The sequence below is a fragment of the Paraburkholderia sp. GAS32 genome (assembly GCF_050434225.1).
Lineage (GTDB): Bacteria > Pseudomonadota > Gammaproteobacteria > Burkholderiales > Burkholderiaceae > Paraburkholderia > Paraburkholderia madseniana.
This window is the reverse complement of sequence record NZ_JBNPVS010000057.1, coordinates 43,967-64,092: the sequence shown is the minus strand read 5'-3', so window position 1 is coordinate 64,092 and position 20,126 is coordinate 43,967. Positions and strand designations below refer to the sequence as shown.

General features: G+C 61.0%; 14 protein-coding genes. 5 read left to right on the top strand and 9 right to left on the bottom strand.

What is annotated here, in order from left to right; all coding sequences use genetic code 11:
- The coding region (locus P3T25_RS41600; RefSeq protein WP_429363035.1) for a LysR family transcriptional regulator at positions 1–688 on the bottom strand (688 nt) is incomplete at its 3' end.
- Positions 689–815: 127 nt separating this feature from the next.
- On the opposite strand from P3T25_RS41600, the gene P3T25_RS41595 reads away from it, so the two are divergent.
- The 3 genes from P3T25_RS41595 to P3T25_RS41585 all read left to right on the top strand — a co-directional run bounded on the left by P3T25_RS41595 (position 816) and on the right by P3T25_RS41585 (position 6,249).
- Positions 816–2,252 carry an MFS transporter gene (locus tag P3T25_RS41595; RefSeq protein WP_171926587.1) on the top strand — a complete coding sequence of 479 codons (1,437 nt, stop codon included), beginning with the start codon at positions 816–818 and terminating at the stop codon, positions 2,250–2,252.
- 685 nt (positions 2,253–2,937) lie between these two features.
- Complete coding sequence (locus tag P3T25_RS41590; RefSeq protein WP_429363033.1) at positions 2,938–4,803, top strand: S8 family serine peptidase; 1,866 nt, start codon at positions 2,938–2,940, stop codon at positions 4,801–4,803.
- An 87-nt stretch (positions 4,804–4,890) separates the two neighbouring features.
- On the top strand, positions 4,891–6,249 hold the full coding sequence (locus P3T25_RS41585; protein ID WP_429363031.1) for a hypothetical protein: 1,359 nt from the start codon (positions 4,891–4,893) through the stop codon (positions 6,247–6,249).
- Positions 6,250–6,553: 304 nt separating this feature from the next.
- Here the strand turns inward: P3T25_RS41585 and scpB are convergent, their stop codons facing one another.
- The 3 genes from scpB to P3T25_RS41570 form a co-directional block, all read right to left on the bottom strand.
- Positions 6,554–7,354, bottom strand: a complete 801-nt coding sequence (scpB, locus tag P3T25_RS41580; protein WP_429363029.1) for a methylmalonyl-CoA decarboxylase — start codon at positions 7,352–7,354, stop codon at positions 6,554–6,556.
- 127 nt (positions 7,355–7,481) lie between these two features.
- A complete protein-coding gene (locus tag P3T25_RS41575) occupies positions 7,482–8,741 on the bottom strand; it encodes a CaiB/BaiF CoA transferase family protein (protein ID WP_171926593.1) in 1,260 nt (419 codons plus the stop codon).
- 115 nt (positions 8,742–8,856) lie between these two features.
- Positions 8,857–10,185, bottom strand: coding sequence for an MFS transporter (locus P3T25_RS41570; protein WP_171926594.1), 1,329 nt, complete (start codon positions 10,183–10,185; stop codon positions 8,857–8,859).
- A 232-nt stretch (positions 10,186–10,417) separates the two neighbouring features.
- Here P3T25_RS41570 and P3T25_RS41565 point away from each other — a divergent pair, with 232 nt between their 5' ends.
- Positions 10,418–11,335 (top strand): LysR substrate-binding domain-containing protein, encoded by a 918-nt coding sequence (locus tag P3T25_RS41565; RefSeq protein ID WP_171926595.1) that lies wholly within the window; start codon positions 10,418–10,420, stop codon positions 11,333–11,335.
- A 75-nt stretch (positions 11,336–11,410) separates the two neighbouring features.
- Here P3T25_RS41565 and P3T25_RS41560 read toward each other — a convergent pair whose 3' ends face one another.
- Entirely contained in the window at positions 11,411–12,310 is a 900-nt protein-coding gene (locus tag P3T25_RS41560; protein WP_429363026.1) for a DMT family transporter, read from the bottom strand.
- 160 nt (positions 12,311–12,470) lie between these two features.
- On the opposite strand from P3T25_RS41560, the gene P3T25_RS41555 reads away from it, so the two are divergent.
- On the top strand, positions 12,471–13,391 hold the full coding sequence (locus P3T25_RS41555; protein WP_429363024.1) for a helix-turn-helix domain-containing protein: 921 nt from the start codon (positions 12,471–12,473) through the stop codon (positions 13,389–13,391).
- 23 nt (positions 13,392–13,414) lie between these two features.
- Here the strand turns inward: P3T25_RS41555 and P3T25_RS41550 are convergent, their stop codons facing one another.
- The 4 genes from P3T25_RS41550 to P3T25_RS41535 form a co-directional block, all read right to left on the bottom strand.
- On the bottom strand, positions 13,415–16,435 hold the full coding sequence (locus tag P3T25_RS41550) for an FAD-binding and (Fe-S)-binding domain-containing protein (RefSeq protein WP_429363022.1): 3,021 nt from the start codon (positions 16,433–16,435) through the stop codon (positions 13,415–13,417).
- 24 nt (positions 16,436–16,459) lie between these two features.
- The gene (locus tag P3T25_RS41545; RefSeq protein WP_171926599.1) at positions 16,460–17,209 is read right to left on the bottom strand and encodes a 2-keto-4-pentenoate hydratase; all 750 of its coding nucleotides are present in this window, start codon (positions 17,207–17,209) and stop codon (positions 16,460–16,462) included.
- An 81-nt stretch (positions 17,210–17,290) separates the two neighbouring features.
- Complete coding sequence (locus P3T25_RS41540; RefSeq protein ID WP_154565043.1) at positions 17,291–18,577, bottom strand: MFS transporter; 1,287 nt, start codon at positions 18,575–18,577, stop codon at positions 17,291–17,293.
- 242 nt (positions 18,578–18,819) lie between these two features.
- Entirely contained in the window at positions 18,820–20,040 is a 1,221-nt protein-coding gene (locus P3T25_RS41535; RefSeq protein WP_429363019.1) for a pyridoxal-phosphate-dependent aminotransferase family protein, read from the bottom strand.
- Positions 20,041–20,126 lie beyond the last annotated feature (86 nt).

Sequence of the window (20,126 nt, the reverse complement as noted above, 5' to 3'; positions counted from 1 at the left end):
CTACGGCGCTTCCGAACTGGACCCGCCCGAAGGACCTGGTCGATGATTCGTGAGTCAGGTCGTGAAAGGCCTTGACAACTTCCTGCTCATAGAAGTGTGATCCACCGTCGAGACTTACTGCTGCGCCGCCCTCAGGAAATTCATGCGTCGATGCAACCTGGAAACCAATTTCGCGATTGACACGCAAAGTCATATCAATACCAACCTCCAGTTGCGCGAGCTTGCGCGCGATCAGGTCGGGTGCATCGGGCCGCAGCGTGCGGATCGCCACGTCGGCTTCGCGCCGCGTCAGGTTGGCGATCTGCGCGGATGTCACGCAGACGATCTCGATGCCCGGATGCGCCCGTCGTAGCCTGGCGATGGCCGGCACCACGAATTGTTTGCCGAGCGAATCCGTCGTGGCGACGCGGATCGTGCCGGCCAGTTGATCGTCGAGTCCGGCAATTCGCCGTTCGATCGACAAGGCGGCCTGCTCCATCGTCTCGGCCGCCCCGAGCAGGGCTTCACCGGCAGGCGTCAGCACGAACAAGGCGGGGGTGCGCAGAAACAGCGTTGTCGAAAGCGTTTCTTCGAGCGCGGCGATCCGTCGGCCGACTGTCGCCTGATCGACATCGAGTTGCGCCGCCGCGCCGCGCAGCGTGCCCGTACGCGCCACGGCGAGAAAAAATCGTGCGTTGTCCCAGTTGATCATTGGCTGCGCTGTCCGTCATGCATATTTGCATCATACACATGCGCAATCACTGCTTTATTGCATTCGCGTATGTGGCTAGACTTCGTCGATCGATTCAATTGCAGTTCTAGCCCGAGGATGTGTAATGACCGAATGCGCCGCTGAACAACCGCTGCCCACCAAGCTGGCCGACACGGAGCGGGACGCCAGGCGTCCGCGCCTGACGCTGGCGCTGGTGGCGAGCGGCATGTTCATGGCCGTGCTCGACACCACCATCGTCAACGTCGCCCTGCCCGCGATGCACGTTAGCCTGGGCGCGTCCGTAGGCGGTCTCGCGTGGATCGTCGATGCGTACACGCTGAGCTTTGCCGCGCTGATCCTCGCGGGCGGCGTCGCGTCCGACCGTTTCGGCGCGAAGGCGGTGTATCTGTGGGGCCTCGCGTTGTTCGTCGCGGCCTCGGCGGCTTGCGGGCTGGCGCCGAACGTCGGCGCGCTGGTGGTCGCGCGCTTCGTACAGGGCAGCGGCGCGGCGTTATTCCTGCCGGCGTCGCTCGCCATCGTGCGCAGCACCTTTGAGGACCCCGTTGAACGCGGGCGCGCCATTGCGGCGTGGGCTGGGATTGCCTCGGTCGCGGCGGCGATTGGACCGGTGCTGGGGGGGCTCCTCGTGCAAGGGTTCGGCTGGCGCAGTGCGTTTCTGATCAATGTGCCGACTGGTCTCGTTGCCTTCGCGGGAGCTTGGGTCGTGGTGCGTCACTCGACGCGCAGCGTCGGGCGTCATTTCGATTGGGGTGGGCAGTTGGCGAGCATCGTCGCATTGGGCGCGCTCTGCTATGCGGCGATTGAGTTGCCGTCGCGTGGGATCGCTGCGCGAGAGGTGTGGGGGGCGGCGTTGCTTGCCGTGCTAGCTGCGCTGACGCTTGTTGTTGTCGAGCGGCGTGCGCAGCATCCGATGGTGCCGGTTGAGTGGTTCCGTAATCGGATGTTTGTGACGATGAATGCGATGGGGACGCTCGTTTATGTTGGCTACTTTGGATTGTTGTTTGAGTTGAGTCTTTATTTGCATGGCGAGTTTGGGTTTAACGCGCGGGAGATTGGGCTTACGTTGTTGCCGCTGGCGGGGAGTTTGTCGATCGGGAATGTGGTGGTGGGTAGGTTGCATGGGCGGTTTACTGCGACGCAGTTTATGACGACCGGGCTCGTGCTAGCCGCCGTTGCGGTGCCGGCGATGGCAATGAGTCTGGAATGGCGCGCGCCTTGGGTCTTCACCTATGCGGCGATGGTAATGTTTGGTGGTGGGACGGCGTTGTCGGTGCCGCCGATGATTTCGACTGTGCTGGAACAGGTGCCTGGTGAGTTGGCTGGTGTGGCGTCGGGGTTGTTGAACGCGTTGCGGCAGGCGGGGGGGCTTGTTGGGGTCGCGATGGCTGGGGCGGCGACGATTTTGGCGCCGCATGTTTCGATTGCGTTGTGGTGGGTTGCTGCAATGGGGCTGGTGACGTATGCGAGCGCAGCGGCTTTGGCGGCGTGCGCAGCCTTCGCTAAGCAGACCTGCGGCGAGACGCCGGGCGGAAATCACTGACTGCGAAATGCGCCAACGCACCCACGCCGTAACAGCGCAGCACTGACTACCACTAGCGGCTAACACACACCGCCGCAATGAAGAAGGCGCGAGCAATCGCGCTTTTTTATTGCCTGAATAGCACGCCTACAGTCGTACACCCTCCGATGATTTTTCCCTGTCGAAAAATAGACATCCCCGATGGCATCACTCGCCCCGGCTATTTAGGCTTCTAAATTGCAACCGATTACAACACTAACGCTCTGATTGCAGACGGTGAAACGTCATAACGCATATGCGTCGCTGCTAATCGTTCGCTGAGAGTTTTCCGAGAATAAAAATATGACCTGCGCCGGAGTTGCGCGAAAGGTCGGCAAGCGGTCGCGACTAAGGCTGCAACATCAAAACAAGAATCTGGGGCAATCCTTTTACTGGCTGTATGAGGGACAAGAATATGCAAAAGAAGAGACGAGGATGCGAAAGGAGATTTCCCCGCAAAACTATCAGCGGCGTCAGCCCGCTTTGGTCAAGAGCTAAAACATTTCGGATACTCGCAGGCGCTGCCTGTGTCTCGCTTGCACTTGCTGCATGTGGCGTACATAACGGGAGTGATTCGACGTCTTCGAGTACGCCATCGTCGGCGGCACCTCAGACTCTGGAAGCGACGGCGGCATTGGCAGCGAACTCAACAACGGTTCCACTGGCCATGTCGTTGAAGATGAACGCGAGCGGTTTGTGGTCGGACGCTTCAGTTGATCGCTTCATCATTAAGTACAAGGATGGCACTGTCGAAGGCGGGTCAATTACAGCGGTGCAGTCAAGGCTCAACCGGCTGGCGGGCGCCTTCCCCTCGAAAGCGCGCCATCAACGCCGTATGGGTGTCGGTGCGGATGTGATAACCACGGAGCGCAAACTGAACGCCAAGGAAGCGAAGGCATTCATGCGCGCTATCGCTTCCGATCCTGACGTGGAGTACGTGGAACCGGACGTGCCTATATCCATCAACTCTGCGCCGAATGATCCCTTCTACAACCTGCAATGGGGGCTTTTCTCAAACCTGGACCCCGGTCAGCCCAACGTTGGGATTCGTGCAGCCGACGCGTGGAACATCGCGACCGGTGCGGGAGTCACTATCGGGCTCGTTGATAACGGGGTAACAAAGCATGGTGACCTGAACGCGAATATCCTGCCTGGCCGCGACTTTACCTATCTGGGTCCACAGGATGGTTCAAATCCGGGCATTGGAAACGGAACACGCTCACTCTCGTATCACGGCACTCACGTTGCTGGCATCATGGCCGCGGTCACAAATAATGGCATCGGGATTGCAGGCATTGCACCGTCTGCAAAAATCATCTCTGCGCGTGTGCTGAATGAATATGGAACGGGGTTACTTTCCAGTGCTTCGGACGCAGTGATGTGGGCCTCTGGCGGGTCTGTTCCGGGAATCGCCGTCAATCCTCGCCCTGTAAACGTGATTAACGCAAGCTTTGGTGGTCCAGGTCAGTGTTCAAAAGCGCTTCAGGACTCAGTTGACTACGCAACCAGTCACGGCGTGGACGTTGTTGTTGCCGCCCAGAACAATATTGCCGACGCAGCGAATTACCAGCCTGGCAACTGTAATGGTGTTATCACTGTTGGCAATTCCCGGCGCGACGGCTCAAGAGCTTCGGACTCAAACTATGGGCCTACTGTCGATATTGCCGCATCGGGCACGGACATCTATTCCACCTATAACGATGGCACGACGTCATTGGGCGCTGAAGGTTACGCTTACCTTTCCGGCACATCTATGGCTACGCCGATGGTCACCGGCGTGGTCGCGCTAGTAAAGTCAGTGGCACCTACACCGTTAAGCACTGCGGAAATGCGGACACTAATCACACAGCACGCGCAGCCGTTCCCGAAGCAGCCGGATCAGCCACTGGGTTCGGGCATTGTGGATGCAGCGGCGACAGTTGCTGCAGCGAAGGCTGGCGAGATCCCAGCGGCGGCGGATTTCAAGTGCTCGCAGGTCAACGACGCGATGGTGGTGACATGCACAGACCTGTCTACTGCGAGAGGTGCCGCGTCAATCAAGTCATGGACCTGGAACTTGGGCTTTGGTGATCCTGGTGAAATGGTACGCACGCAGTCCGTGAACCCATACCACAACTACGAGTATCCGGGCACTTACAACGTCAGATTAACGGTCACGGATAGCAAGGGAGCTGTTAGCACGTTGACGCGGCCTTTTACCGTCGTTGCCCCCCACGTGACCGAACTGAGTACTAATGTCCCGACAAAGTTCTCGACGGGTGTCCAGATAAAACAGTATTTCTCGCTGGACGTTCCTGCTGGTGCAAAGAGTGTGACTTTTACACTGTCACCGGCAGCCTATGGTGACATAGCGACGCTATGGCTCAGAGCCGGTTCACCCACGGTCGTCAATGCGGATTGCAATTCCGTCGCTGTACGAAGCGGGGCGGCGACGTGCACCATCACGAATCCAGCACCTGGGACTTACTACGGCACAGTGACTCCTACTACGGCCCTCAATAACTCAACCCTTCTGGCGACCTATACACAATAAGCTGGTTGTATGGGAAGCGCCCCTGCCTCGCCCATACGGCGCCTAGGGGCGCAACTTCTCGCACAAGTACAGTAAGGTACCTTTGAAATGTCTAACTCTCAAGTTAGTGATCCCGACCTAACAGACGCAGGCCCCTTGGTTGCCCGCGCTAACGCATGGGCGCTTGATCCATCTAATCTGCAAGACGGGCTTGACCTCGTTGCGGCACTGGCTAAAGCCAGGTGTACCGCGCTGCTTGACCAAGCGGTCAGGCAGGTCAGAATGCGGCACGCCGCCAACGTCGAGGCTTTAGAGGCGCTGTGTCTCGCACTGTATAGGATCGACCACTTTAGCGAGATGCTAAGTGTTGCCCGGCAGGGGCTCGACATCGATCCGCAACGTGCCGCGCTCCACCTCTACGCCGCACATGCTTTAACCGTCCGCGGCCATAACGTGGAAGCGATGATTCACAGCAGGGACGCGGCCCGACTGCTGCCGGATGACGCGGTTATGCAGTATCAGCTTGCGTGCCTTGAACTAAGCAACGGGGAGTTCAAAAATGGCTGGAAGCGACACAATCTGTTCTACACCTTGCCGGTACAGGTAACCTCGTTGGTTTTTCCGGACTTTCCCGTCTGGAATGGCGAGCGGGTTACCGGACGAACGTTCCTGCTTGTTGGCGAGCAGGGACGCGGCGACGAAATCCAGTTCATCCGGTTTGCTGAATGGCTGCACCAGCGGGGCGCAATCGTTGACGTATTTATTAGCCAGCCCATTGCGAGGATTGCTGCCAGCATGTCCGGCGTACGAGCGGTGTTTACAGAGTTGCCCCCTGGACCCTATGACTACTGGAGCCATATGCTAAGGATGCCGGAACATATGAATCTTGACCTGTCAATGCTTCCCATCGCTATGCCCTACATTGCGGCAGAGCCAGATAGACTCGAAGTGTGGCGGGCTTGCATAGATAGCATTTCGCCCAGACCGAAACGCCAAAGGAGCAGACGGATCGGTGTCGTGTGGGCGGGCGGTCCATATCATCCGCTCGACCGTTTCAGGTCAATCCGGCTCGGCGCGCTGAAGCCCCTGTTTGCTTTGCCGAACATCACCTGGTTCTCGCTGCAAAAGGGAGACAGTGAGCGCGAAAGCGAACCCCTCGCGGACGAATTCGACGTGCATACGCTCGGCCCTGCGATTCAAGACTTTACGGATACGCTCGCCATACTTGAAACGCTGGACCTGCTCATCACCGTTGACACATCGGTCGCGCATCTTGCTGGCGCTGCGAGCCTTCCGGTGTGGACGCTTCTGCCAGCCTACACGCAGTGGCGATGGTTAAGCGACCGAGCCGATAGTCCCTGGTATCCGTCGATGCGACTCTTCCGGCAACGCGAGCTTGGCCAGTGGGAGCCTGTAATTGAAGAAGTATGCGATGCACTGCGGGCGTGGTGCGCTGCGCCGGTTTGACCGAAGTTAATCCGATGCTGGGCCTGCACATAGGGCTATTACTTCAGCCCTTCCAGTAGAGAACTGGTCAAGCAGTGCCATCGTGCTTTGGACAAACAGCGTTTGCTGAGCGAAGCGCTTGCAGTTACGCTGCTTCACACTTTTTCTACTCCCGGAAAAGCTCACCGTTGGTGTCTTCACCCACCTTTTTTCTCCCGAAAAGGCTCACCTGTAGTACTGTCGGTGCAGGCGCGATCGTTCACGACATCACCGTTCCTTGAACCGCTACCTTTAACATCTTCACGGGCTCCGACAAACGCCTCGTTCACTCGCCTTTAAACACCGGTGGCCGCCTCTCCGAAAACGCCGCCAGCCCCTCACTGAAATCAGCGCTTTCGCATGCATGCCGACGCAGCTCGGCAATCTTTTCCATCGCCTGCACAGGCATCGGTTGCAGATCTTCAAGTATCCGCAGTTGTTCCTTCACTGCCTGGATCGCTAAGGGTGCCTTGCTTGCGATTCCGCGCGCCATTTCAAGCGCCGTTGCTTCTAGTTTGTCGCTGTCGACCAGACGATTTATCACGCCAAAACGCTCGGCACGCGCTGCATCGAGTGGCTGCGCGCTGAAGAACATTTCCTTCAGTACATGAATCGGTAGATTGTTGAAGAAACGCAGCAGGCCGCTCGTCGTATAGGGCAAGCCGATGTTCGCGGGCGTCATCGCAAACCGCGCGCTTTCGTCGGCAATAACGAGGTCGCAACTCATCACCAGATCGACGGCGCCGCCCCACGCGGAACCCGATACCATCGCGATCACTACACCCGGGTAAGCACGCACGCGGCGCAACGCCTGCTCCAACGGCTTGCCGTAGGCAATAGGGTCGCGGTCATGCGCCAACTCTCCAAGGTCATGGCCCGCGCTCCAGACGTCCTGCCCGACGCCGCTGCCAAGTATCACGACCGGTATACGCTGTGTCGCGAGATCGACAAGGTGTGAGTCGAGCGCGTGCAACAACTCAGCGCTGAGGGCATTCCGGCGGGTAGGATGACGGAACGTCAAGCGTGCGATCCGTTCATCCACGATATCGGCCGTTATCGAAAACGGTGATGCGTTCGGCGTGTTCATTGTGTGACCTCTGCTGCATATTCCAACGATTGTGTCCCGCTCATTGCGCAATTCCCACAGCGTATTCAGTTGCGCGGCGCGCTTAGTGCGTGCCGCTGTAGCCCTGTTTCGAGTTTTTTGTCGGCGCTCATAGCGTAACGCCAGTAGCGTGTCCCCGAGCCTTTTCCGGCGGCAAGTATTCGCCCTGTTGATGCACCGCTTTAGCGGCAAGCAACGCCTCGATCGAGCCCTCATCGAAACCCGCCTCGCGCAATACATCGACAGTATGTTCGCCAAGGCCCGGCGGCGCATGACGGCTGACGTGATGCGAAGAATCGCCCTTTACTGCCGAACTCGACACCGGCGTCACGACCTGGCGCAACGCGCCGAGCGTCGGATGCTCGACCGTTTCCACCAACCGGCAATGCTGCACTTGCGGATCGTCGAACACCTCGTCCAAGGTATTGATAGGGCCGGCAGGCAATCCCACGCCGATGAACAACTCTGTCCACTCTCGTTTGCTGCGCGTCTTCAACCGCGCTTCCAAGGCAACCTTCAATTCATCGCGATGCGCGACGCGGGCTTCGTTGGTCGCGAAGCGCGGATCGTCCGGCAATGCGGGCAAATCGAGCAAGTTGCACAAGCGCAGCCACATGTCGGAAGTAATCGGTGCGATGTTGAGCGGTCCGTCTGCAGTTTCGAATACGCCATACGGTGCAATCACCGAATGCGCGTTGCCCGTACGGCGCGGAATGTCGCCCAGGCTCAGGTAGCGCTGGCCATGCACGCTCAAGAGCCCCACCAGACTCGCGAGCAACGACGTACTCACATGCTGGCCGCGCCCGGTTCGCTCACGCTCCAATAACGCTGACAGTATCGCCATCGCGAGCCACATGCCCGAACTCAGATCGCCGATCGCTGTGCCGGTGCGCGTGGGGTCGCCATCGGCGAAACCGGTCAGGCTCATTAGGCCGGAATAGCCCTGCGCGATCTGGTCGAAACCGGGCCAGCCGCTCATCGGACCATCGGCGCCAAACGCGTTGACGCTGCCCATCACCAACCGCGGATTGCGCGCGCTGAGCATGTCATATCCGAGCCCCATGCTGTCGATGGTGCCGGGCTTGAAGTTCTCGATCACCACGTCGGCATCGTCGATCAGCCGGTGAATCGCGGCCAGTCCTTCCGGGTTGCGAAAGTCGATGCACACGCCGCGCTTGTTGCGGTTGCAGGATAGATAGTAGGTACTCACGCCCCGGTCGAACGGCCCCCAGGTTCGGCTCATGTCGCCGCCCGGCCCCGGTTCGACCTTGATGACGTCCGCGCCGAGATCGGCCAGCACCATCGAGCAGAACGGCCCCGACAGCGCACGGCTCAGTTCGACGACCTTGATTCCGTGTAACGCTTGCATTGAGTTCTCCAACGAATTGATGACGGTTGCAGATAGGCTGAGTGATGCGCTTGCGCTATGCCCACAGTGTCCGAGGACTAACGCGGATAGCGCCAGCGATGCACTCAGCCAGGCGCTATTCCGGCAACGTCTGGTGACGGGTCTCGACAGCGAACGGCAAGATCAGCAGACCGATCACAAAGGCCGCCGCTGTCCACGCAATCGGCAGCCCGAGCGAACCTTGCCAATGAATCGCGGCAGCCAGCAGGAAGTTCACACCGGCGCCGAGCAGGCGGCCCACCGACGCATTGAAGGCAAACGCTGTCGCGCGTATCCGGGTCGGGTATTGCTCCGGCAGCCACAGTGAGAAGACCGCGAAATTGCCGCCGAAGAAGCCGAGGAACAGCAGCGACACCATGAACAGGTTGAGTCCGTTCGGCAGATAGAAGACCCAGCCGAAGGCGAACACGATCGACACGGCCATGCCGGCGAAGTACGTCCCGAGCGCGACGCGGCGCCCTAAACGTTCCGCCAGCCACGGTGCGACGAGACAACCGAGGATCGTCCCGACCGACAGCACTGCCGCTCCGATCGAAGCAAGGCGCACAGCGCCGACGCGGTCGATGCCGGCGCGCGTCGCCAGTGTCACAACCGCACTCGCTTCGTAAACTGACCCGGCCCACAAGCCGATGATCGCGACGCCGACGAGGCTTGCACTCGTCAACGTGCGACGCCGATAAGCCGGCGCGAATATCTCAATCAGCGGACGGCGCTTAGTCACCGCCGCGACGTTCGTCTGACCGACGCCATGCGTGGCCTTGCGCCATTGCCCAGGTTCCTTCACCTTGAGCACCGTGAAAATCGCCAGCAACGCCGGGGCGAGACCGCACAGGAACATCGCGCGCCAGCCATACGTCGCGCCGACCGTGTAGTTCAGCAAGGCGGCAAGGAAGAATCCGACGTAGTAACCGGTCTGCAAATAGCCCGCACCCATCTTGCGGCGATCCTCCGGCCAGCTCTCGGCGACATAGGTACCCGCCAGCGCCCATTCGCCGCCGACGCCGATGCCGGCAATCAGCCGGAACGCGGCCAACTCCCAAACGTTGTGCGCGAATGCCGCGGCGCCGGTGAACACCGAGTAGATGAGGATGCTCGCGGCCAGCGTCTTGACCCGCCCGAAGCGGTCGGCGAGCGGCCCCCAGATAAACGACAGCCCCCAGCCGATCAGAAACAGCGCGAACAGGATCGAGCCGTACATGCCGAGATTGCCGGGCGTCGCGGCAATGCCCGAGACGGGCAGCAACTCGGTGAGCGCCGGAATCAGCACCAGCGCGTAGATCACCGAATCCACGCCGTCCAGCACCCATCCTGAGTAAACCGCCCAGAAGCCGCCGATCTGCTCGCGGGTGAGGGGCGTGCGCCGGGGCTTGAGCCCGGGCGTCGATGCAGCGATCGCTTTCGACATGCTCGTCTCCTTTGTCGACCAGAGTTCGCGCTTCAGCGCGCTGCTCTGGTCCCATGCAACTTGGTTGCTGCCAGCAGCAGCCGGCAGTTCTGAAGCGGCGCCGGACAGCTCACGCTGGGCACGCTTCGGTTTTTTGTGGCTTGAGTATAAGAACGCACTCGATAATCGAAAAATATGATATTTCTCTAGTTCAATCGGATTTCGTTATGGGATGAAGGAGCGAACGACGCGCATGGACCTGCGGCAACTGCGGTATTTCGTCAAAGTGGTGGAGTGCGGCAACGTCACCCGCGCGAGCGAGGCGCTGCATATCGCGCAGCCCGCGATCAGCCAGCAGATGCGCAATCTGGAGCGAGATCTGGGGATGCAATTGCTCGAGCGCAGCGTGCAGGGCGTGGCGCCCACCGCGGCCGGGCAAACGCTGTACCGGCACGCGATCGAGTTGCTGCGGCAGGCCGACAGCACGCGCGAACTCCTGCGGCAGGACGCCGAGCTGCCGCAAGGCAGAGTGTCAGTCGCCATGCCGTCGAGCACGGCCCGGATGATGGCGATTCCGCTTGCACGCACGATACGCGACCGTTACCCCGGCATCGCGCTGGAGTTGCTCGAAGCACCGAGCGCGGAGCTCGGCAGTCTGATCGGTAGCGGACGGGTGGATCTGGCCGTCGTGGTGGACGCGGTCGAAACGCGCGGGGTGGCCGCGCAAAGGTTGCTCACCGAAGCGCTCTATCTGATTGCGTGGCCGGAATTTCAGATGCCGCGCGAGCCGGTGTCGATCGCCGAACTCGCGCGCATGCCGCTGATCCTGCCGAGCGCACCGAATACGATTCGCAGCCGCGTCGAGTGGGCGCTGCGCGAAGCCGGGCTGCCGTGCGAGATTCTGTTCGAGGCCAGTTCCACCGCGTTGCTATTCGCGGCGGTGATGGCAAAACTAGGCGTGACGATCCTGCCGTGGACGGCTGCACACGTCGAACTCGATGAGCGCAAGCTCAAGCTTGCCAAGGTCGATCACCGGTTGTTCTCGCGCGATCTGTCACTCTGCTGGCACGACACGGCCTTGCTCAGCAATGCCGTGCAGAAGGTCAAGGCGACGATACTCGAACTGTTCGACAGCATGGGAAAGCGGCCGGAGTGGGCGGCTGCCGATTAGGGCGCCATCGTCCCAAAGCGACGTCATTCGCGGGGCGGTCCGAGGAGGCGCAGTAGGATCCAGGGCACCGCGCCCTCAGGATGCCCTCACCCGCCGCACAAAGAGTCGCCGCGTGAGATCGAACGCCACCAGATTCCCCGCCACCACCAGCAGGAGCCCGAGCACCGCCAACGCGGACCATTGGTAGCCCTCGAATACCGTCGACGCCGCCAGCGCCACGATCGGAAACAGCACGGTGCAGTAGGCGGCCCGCTCCGGCCCGATGCGCCCGACCAGCATCAGGTACGCAGTAAAGCCGATCACCGAACCGAAGATCGCCAGATAAGCGAGCGCGCCAAGATAACGCGCGTGGGGTTCGATAGAGAACGAAAAGCCGGCCAGCGCGCTTCCCACCGTCAAGACGCCGGCGCCGATCAGCATGGCCCAGCTATTGGTGGCGAACGGGTGCAAGCCCATCGATTGCATCCGGCTCGACAACAGATTGCCCGCCGAAAAGCACAAGGTGCCAAGGAACGCGATCGCGAGTCCCAGCCATACCGTGTGGTCGCCAAGGTGTCCGGCCATCTGCTGGACGAACAGGCACACGATGCCGACGAGCCCCAACGCCGCCCCGGCAATCGCCGACGGTTGCAAAGGACGTCCCATGAAAAGCCGGCCATTGATCGAATTCAGCAGCGGCGCGGTGGAAAACACCACCGCGACGAGGCCACTCGGCACCACCTGCTCGGCATAGTAGAAACACAGAAAGTTCAGACAGAAGAGCGCCAGACCTTGCGCGGCGAGGAAGCGCCGTGCGGCGCGCGGCGGCCAGATGGGCCGGCGCATGATGCGCAGCAACGCGAACAGCACCAGCGCCGCGATCCAGAAACGCCACGCAATCGACACTGGTGGCGGCACCGCACCCAGTTGCCATTTGATGGCGATCCACGTGGTGCCCCAGATCAGCACGGTGACGGCATAGAGCGAAAGGTTCATGACAGTGCCTGCAGCAGCAAAAAGCGGAAACCCAACTATGCTGCAGCGCTGGCGGCCGCACTTGTCCAGGATTGCGCACTTTTTCGGAGGCTTGAGCGGCCGGCAATCGCTCGCCCTATACTGACGCTTACCCTGTCATCGAATGCATCCCGCTCGTTCCGTGAACGCCAGACCGCCCGCCCCCGTGATCGAATCCACCGAAACGCCGTTCGGCCTTCAGTCGGTCTGTCACACGCTGCAGAGCGCCAACGCGAATCTCGAACGGTTCGCGTGGCTCGGCGACCGGCTCGCCATCGCCGTCTGGACCCGCGACACCGAGGAAGCCGAGACCGTCTATGACCGGCCCGGCCATCACACGCTGTCGTGCTATCTGGACGGCGGCTATCGCACCGAGCGTCAGAAAATGCCCGGGCGCTACGGTGCGCCGTCGCGGCTTTGCGCGCTGCCCGGCGAGCATGAGTCGCGCTGGTGGGTACGCGGCCATATGCATTTCATGCATCTTTACTTCCTGCCCGAACACTTCACGCAGCGCGCCGTGCAGGAACTCGATCGCGAGCCACGCGAACTGACACTGGCCGATCGCACCTATTTCGAAGACGCCCGCATCGCGCACTTGTGTCAATCGCTCGCGAATGAAGACTGGCAGGATCCTGATGGCCTGCTGCGGACCAATGAAACCGCGCACGAGGTGTTGAGTCTGCTGCTGCGCGCACAAGGCGTGAGTCGCACGGATACGTCGCTCAAAGGCGGGCTGTCGGTCGCTACTCGGCGGCGCTTGCGCGACTACATCGAGAACCATCTCGCGCAGACGCTCACGCTCGGTGAACTTGCCGGTGTAGCGGCGCTCTCGGAATTTCATCTGGCGCGCATGTTCCGCACGTCGTTCGGACTACCGCCTGCTGCCTGGATCGCGCAACAACGGCTCGAACGTGCACGCACGTTGCTGCGCACTACGAGACTGCCGCTCGCACAAGTCGCCGAACAATGCGGCTATGCGAACGCCAGCCATTTCAGCCATCGTTTTCGTGAAAGTGTCGGCGTGGCGCCGGCGGCGTATCGGCAGGTGGTGGGCGCGGCATAAGGGCCAACCGCGGCCAACCACCTTCACCGCAAAGCCATCGCCAATACACGCGCTACATGGATTGCGTCGACGCCTGCGCCATCATGAATCTGATGCCGACAACTCGTGCCGTCCGCCACCATCACCGTATTGCCGTCGATCTTGCGCACCGCGGGCAGCAGTGAGAGTTCCGCCATTGCCTGCGATGTCGCGTAGTGCTCGGCTTCGTAGCCGAAGCTGCCCGCCATCCCGCAGCATGACGACTCGACAGTCGACACCTTCAATTCAGGAATCCAGTTCAGTACGGTTTGCACGGGCGTGAACGCGTCGAAGGCCTTTTGATGGCAGTGACCATGTACAAGCGCCTGCTCCTTCGCTAACGGCTTCAACGCAAGCTGCAAGCGCCCGGCCTTTTCCTCACGCACCAGAAACTCTTCGAATAGAAACGCCTGTTTCGAAAGGCGTCGCGCTTCGTCACCGAAACCGTAGTGCAGAAACTCGTCGCGCAACGACAGCAAACACGACGGCTCCAACCCGACGATCGGCACGCCGCGTTCCACAAACGGCTTGAACAGATCGAGCATGCGCCGCGCTTCCTGCTTCGCTTCATCGACCAAACCGGCCGCGAGGAAAGTGCGGCCGCAACACACCGGGCGCTCGCCCTGGCGCTTATTGAAATGCACCGTGTAACCGGCAGCTTCCAACACCTGCTGTGCGGCGCGGGCGTTTTCCGGCTCCATGTTGTTGTTGAACGTATCGACGAACAACAGTACTTCTTTCAGCACGCCGCCTTGAGGCGGTTTGGTCGCCGACGCGCTCGCCAGGAACGATTTCTTGAAACGCGGCAACGTACGTTCAGGCGCAAAACCCACCGAACGTTTGAACCACGCCGACAACACCGGCACGTTGTCGGCCAATGCCATCAAGCCCGGCACGCGACTCGCCGTTGCCGCATAGCGCGGCATGAAGGCCACCAACCTGTCACGCAGACGCAGTCCATGCCGTTTGACACGCGCCGCCCGCGCTTCGATCTTGAACTTCGCCATGTCGACGCCCGTCGGGCAATCGCGCTTGCAGCCCTTGCACGAGACGCACAGGTCGAGTGTGTCCTTGACGTCGTCGCTGGCGAGTCCTGCTTCGCCCAGTTGCCCGGAGATCGCGAGACGCAGCGTGTTCGCCCGTCCCCGCGTCACATGTTGCTCATCCTTCGTCACGCGATAACTCGGGCACATGGTGCCCGCGTCGAACTTGCGGCAATGGCCGTTGTTGTTGCACATCTCGACGGCCTTCGCGAGACCGCCTGACAGATCGTTACCGCTGCCCGGCAGCGTCTCCCGCCCCGTCAGCGGATCGCGTTCAATGTTCCATACGGACCAGTCGAGCGCGGTATCGATCCGCTGCGCTTCATAGCCCGGCGCAAAGCGAAAATTGCGCGCGTCGTCCATCTTCGGCGGACGCACGATCTTGTCGGGATTGAAGCGGTTATCCGGATCGAACAACGCCTTGATTTCGGTAAACGCCTGGTTCAGCCGCGGCCCGTATTGCCACGCGACCCATTCGCCGCGGCACAAGCCGTCACCGTGCTCGCCGGAATACGCGCCCTTGTATTCGCGCACCAACGCCGCCGCCTCTTCGGCGATCGCGCGCATCTTCACTGCGCCGTCGCGCCGCATATCGAGAATCGGCCGCACGTGCAGCGTGCCGACACTCGCATGCGCATACCAGGTGCCTTCGGTGCCGTTGCGGTGGAACACTTCGGTCAGACGGCTCGTGTATTCCGCCAGATGTTCGAGCGGCACCGCGCAATCTTCGATGAAGGAGACCGGCTTGCCGTCGCCCTTCATGCTCATCATGATGTTCAGCCCAGCTTTGCGGACTTCCCACAGCGCTTTCTGTTCGTTCGCGGCAGGCATCTCGACGACCGAATCGGGCAAGCCCAGATCGGCCATCAGTTCGGTGAGTTGTTTGAGCGATACGAGTTGCTGGTCGCGGTCCTCGCCTGCGAATTCCACCAGCAGGATGGCTTGCGGCTCGCCGACCAACGCCTTCTCGATCACCGGACGGAAGGCAGGATTGCTCATCGCCAGATCGATCATGGTGCGATCGACTAGTTCCACGGCCACCGGCTTCAGCTTGACGATGTGCTGCGTGAGATCCATCGACTGCCAGAAGGTCGGGAAATTGACCACGCCAAGCGTCTTATGCGTCGGCAGCGGCGCGAGCTTCAGCGTCAGTTGCCGGCTGAACGCAAGCGTGCCTTCCGAACCGACCAGCAGATGCGCGAGATTCGCGCTGCCGTCGTCGGTATAAGCGCGCGGGTTCTGGCAATCGAACACGTCGATGTTGTAGCCCGCGACGCGACGCAAAACCTTCGGCACGCGTTCGACGATTTCAGCATGCTCTCGCTCAGCAATCCGCTTCACGCCTTCGACGATCTGCTGCAAACGCGCGCCTTGCGGTGCCTCGCGCAACGAGGCGAAACGTGCTTCGCTGCCATCGGCGAGAATGGCGTCGATCGCGTCGACGTTGTGCACCATGTTGCCGTATTCGATCGAGCGCGAACCGCACGAGTTGTTGCCGGCCATTCCCCCAATCGTGCATTGCGCCGCCGTCGAGACATCGACCGGAAACCACAGGCCATGTGGCTTCAACCATGCATTCAGATGGTCCAGCACGACGCCCGGCTCGACCGTCACCGTGCGCGCGTCGGCATCGAATTCGACGATGTTGTTCAACCACTTGCTGGTGTCGATCACCAGCGCCTCGCCGACAGTCTGGCCGCATTGGCTTGTGCCTGCGCCACGCGCGAGCAACGGTACTTTCTCGCTGCGTGCAATTTCCAGCGCAATGCGCAGATCGTCCTGATCGCGCGGCACCACCACGCCGATCGGCGTGATCTGATAGATCGACGCATCGGTGGAATAACGGCCGCGGCTGGCCGCATCGAACAACACGTCGCCACGCAAAGCCTTGCGCAGATGTTGCGCGAGCGGCGACGTCAGCCGTGCAGCGGACGGCACCAGATGGATCGGCTTGACGAGTAAAGCGGAAGTGGGGTTCGTCATATCGTCGGCCTATAGGAAAGCGGGTTAGTACAGCGTCAGGCTGATCGGCGCGAGCCCTTCAATACGCCCGCTTGCTGTGCCCGCGCTCTGCGGAAAAAACATACCGGTGTACGAACCGGTGGTGACGACCATCTCCGGTGTGACCGCGATACCGCGCGAGGTGGCGTGATTGACGAGCCATGTCAGCAGGCGTCGCGGATCGCCGGCCGGATTGGCGGGCGTCGTTTCGACCACGTCACGCCCTTCAAAGCTGAACTGCAACGAAGGCGTCACAAACGGAAAGTCCTCGCGATATGGCGTAAATTCGCCGACGACCAACGCGCCGTGATTCTGCAAATCCGCGAGTTGGGCAAGCTTGTCGACCTTGGGCCAGTCAGCGTAACGGCTCGCCACGATTTCGATGGTCGCGCCGATCGAGCCGATACCTGCGTGCACGTCGGCTTCGCTATAGGGTGTTGTCGATGGCTCGAAGCGGCGGTCGAAGCGGAATGCGATCTCCAGTTCGAGTCCCAGCGGAGCGAAGGCTTCACGCGGCAACCGTGCGCCGTCGGCGTGCAGATCGTTCGCCGGCAGCGGTGCGCCCTGGATCGGGCCGCTGTCGAGCTTCGCGCCGATCTTCCAGCCGCCGATGGGTGCGTCCAGTACGCGCAGGATCTCGTGCTGGATCGCGTAGGCGGCGACGCTGTCGGCGGGCGTTTGCTCAGGCGGCAACGCATCGAGCGTGAGGTGATTGCGGCGCGCGTCGGCGAGACGTTGACTCAGTGATGTTGTCATTGCTTTAAAGGCGAAGAGAGGGAACGGTGCGTTTCGAAACGGTGTGTTCCGAAACAGTGCATTCCGAACGTTGAATTCCGTTTACGCGCCCACGCCGGTCGTAGCGTGCGCTTTGTCGGCCGCGTTGAGTTCGAACTTGCTTTCCGGCTGCATGCGGAACGCGAGTACCACGCCGATCGCCATCAGCAGCATGCTGCCGACAAACGGCAACTCCCAACTGCCGAAGTAGTCGATCAGAAATCCGCCGACCACCGGCGAGATAATCGCGGCCAATGCCGAGCCGGTGTTCATCATGCCGCTCGCAGTCCCCGAGTATTCCGGCGCGATGTCCATCGGAATCGCCCACATCGGGCCGATCGTCATTTCGGCGAAGAAGAAGCCTGACGCGAGACACGCCATCGACAGATACAGGCTGTGCGTGAACATCAGCGGAATGAGCGAGAGCAGACAGAACAGCATGCATACCGATACCATCCAGCTTCGCGCACGCTTCAGGCTGCGGGTCCGCGTGAAGATCCAGTCGGTCACAATGCCGCCGAGCGTGTCGCCGAGTACACCGGCAAAGAACACGACCGATGCGAAGATCGCCGACTTTTGCAGTTGCAGGTGATAGCTGTGCAGGAAGTACTGCGGAATCCAGCTAAGGAACAGCCACAAGGTCCAGCCGTAGCAGAAGTACACGATCGTGACCGGCCACATGCGGCGAAACAGCTTTCCCCACGGCACACCGGCCGCTTTCGGCTTCGGCGCAGGCAAGACTTCGAGTTCCTCAGTCGTGATACGCGGATGATCTTTCGGATGTTCCGTGAACGTGAACGCCCACACCGCTACCCACAGCAGGCTGAACACGCCGCAAATGTAGAACGATTCGCGCCAGCCCCAGGTCGCCATCACCAGCACGATCAAACCGGGCGCCACCGCGTTACCGATACGCGATGCCGCATGGGTGATGCCCTGCGCAAAGCCGCGTTTTTCTTTCGCGACCCAACGCGCCATCGCGGACGTCGCAGCAGGAAACGTGGCACCTTCGCCGAAACCGAGCAACACGCGCGCGGCCAGCAACGAGACGAGACCACCTGCGAAACCGGTCAGCAAAGTCGCCACGCCCCAGATAGCGCCGCAGAAAATCAGCGTGCGTTTTGCACCGAAGCGGTCACTGACCCAGCCACCGATGATTTGAAAAATCAGATACGGGTAAGCGAAGGCGGAGAACACCAGGCCCACTTCCGTATGGGAGAGGCCGAACTCCTTGCCGAAACCTGCGGCCGCGGTGCTGACGTTGACGCGGTCCAGGTAAGTGATGAAGTACATGACGCTTAGCATCACTAGAACGATACTGGTCGCACTGCTCACACGAAACCGCCTCATCGTCTCTCTCCATTGCAGTCTATCGACGGCGCGCCTGGAATGGCGCGCTGCGTCGTCGCCCGTCAGCGACCTGCGCTGCGGGAACATCGCATGTTGTTCAGGGGCCGCGTTCTATGCGCGGCTTCGTGTGGGAAGTGCTCTCCGCCTTCCCTTGCTGCGAGATGCCTGTTACTTGCTGCCTGTTAGGCAGATGCGCTGACGCACCGATGCGGCGAGCACCGATGCGCGTGGCGCCCCGTCGCTTAAGCCGCCGCTTTCAGCCCCGAGGCTTTGGTCGGCTGGCTTAACCACTCCATAGCGGCAGGCAAGCCACTTTCCTTGAGCGGCACACCCGCGAGCCGCAGGCCCATTTCGCAACCGGCCAGCGTCGCCAGCAGCATCAGGTCGTTGCAGTCGCCGAGGTGGCCGATGCGGAACATGCGGCCTTTCATCTTGCCGAGACCCGTGCCGAGCGACATGTCGAAGCGTTCGTAGATGAGCTTGCGCACGGCGTCGGCATCGATGCCTTCGGGCATCATCACGCCGGTAAGCACCGGGCTATACACAGCGGGATCCGCGCACTGAATCTCCAGACCCCACGCGCGGACCGCACGGCGGGTGGCTTCGGCGAGACGCTCGTGACGGGCGAACACGTTGTCGAGCCCTTCGCCGAGAATCATCTCCAGCGCCTCATGAAGCCCATACAGCAGGTTCGTGTTCGGCGTGTACGGCCAGTAACCGGTCTTGTTCATCTCGACGATGTCGGTCCAGTCCCAGAAGCTGCGCGGCAATTTGGCCTGCTTGCTGGCGGCCAATGCCTTCGGCGAGATCGCGTTGAAGCTGATGCCCGGCGGCAGCATCAAACCCTTTTGCGAACCCGACACGGTGACGTCGACGCCCCATTCGTCATGGCGATAGTCGGCGCAGGCGAGGCCCGAAATCGTGTCGACCAGCAGCAGCGCCGGGTGACCGGCGGCGTCGATCGCGCGGCGCACCGCCGCGATGTCCGAGGTAACGCCCGTCGAGGTTTCGTTGTGCACGACGCACACCGCCTTGATCGCGTGCTGCGTGTCGGCACGCAGACGCTCTTCGATCATGTCCGGCTGAACCCCGCGCCGCCAGCCTTCGATACCAGGCAAGCCGAGGAACTCCGGCTTCAGCCCGAGGCTTTCCGCCATCTTTTTCCACAGCGTCGCGAAGTGACCGGTTTCGAACATCAACACGTTGTCACCGGGGCTCAGCGTGTTCGACAGCGCCGCTTCCCACGCACCGGTACCGGAGGCCGGATAGATCACCACCGGTTGCTGCGTCTTGAAGATTTTCTTGAGGCCTTCGAGCACCTTCAGACCAAGTTCACCGAACTCGGGGCCGCGGTGATCGATGGTCGGGTAGCTCATCGCACGGAGAATGCGATCGGGCACCGGGCTCGGACCCGGGATCTGCAGAAAGTGGCGGCCAGCGGGATGAAAGTCTAGCTTGAGCATTGGGCTCCTCCAATTGAATTTTGCATGCAAAAAACTATATCAGACGATCTGTGACGATCCCAAGCCGAAAATTGCATGCTGACACC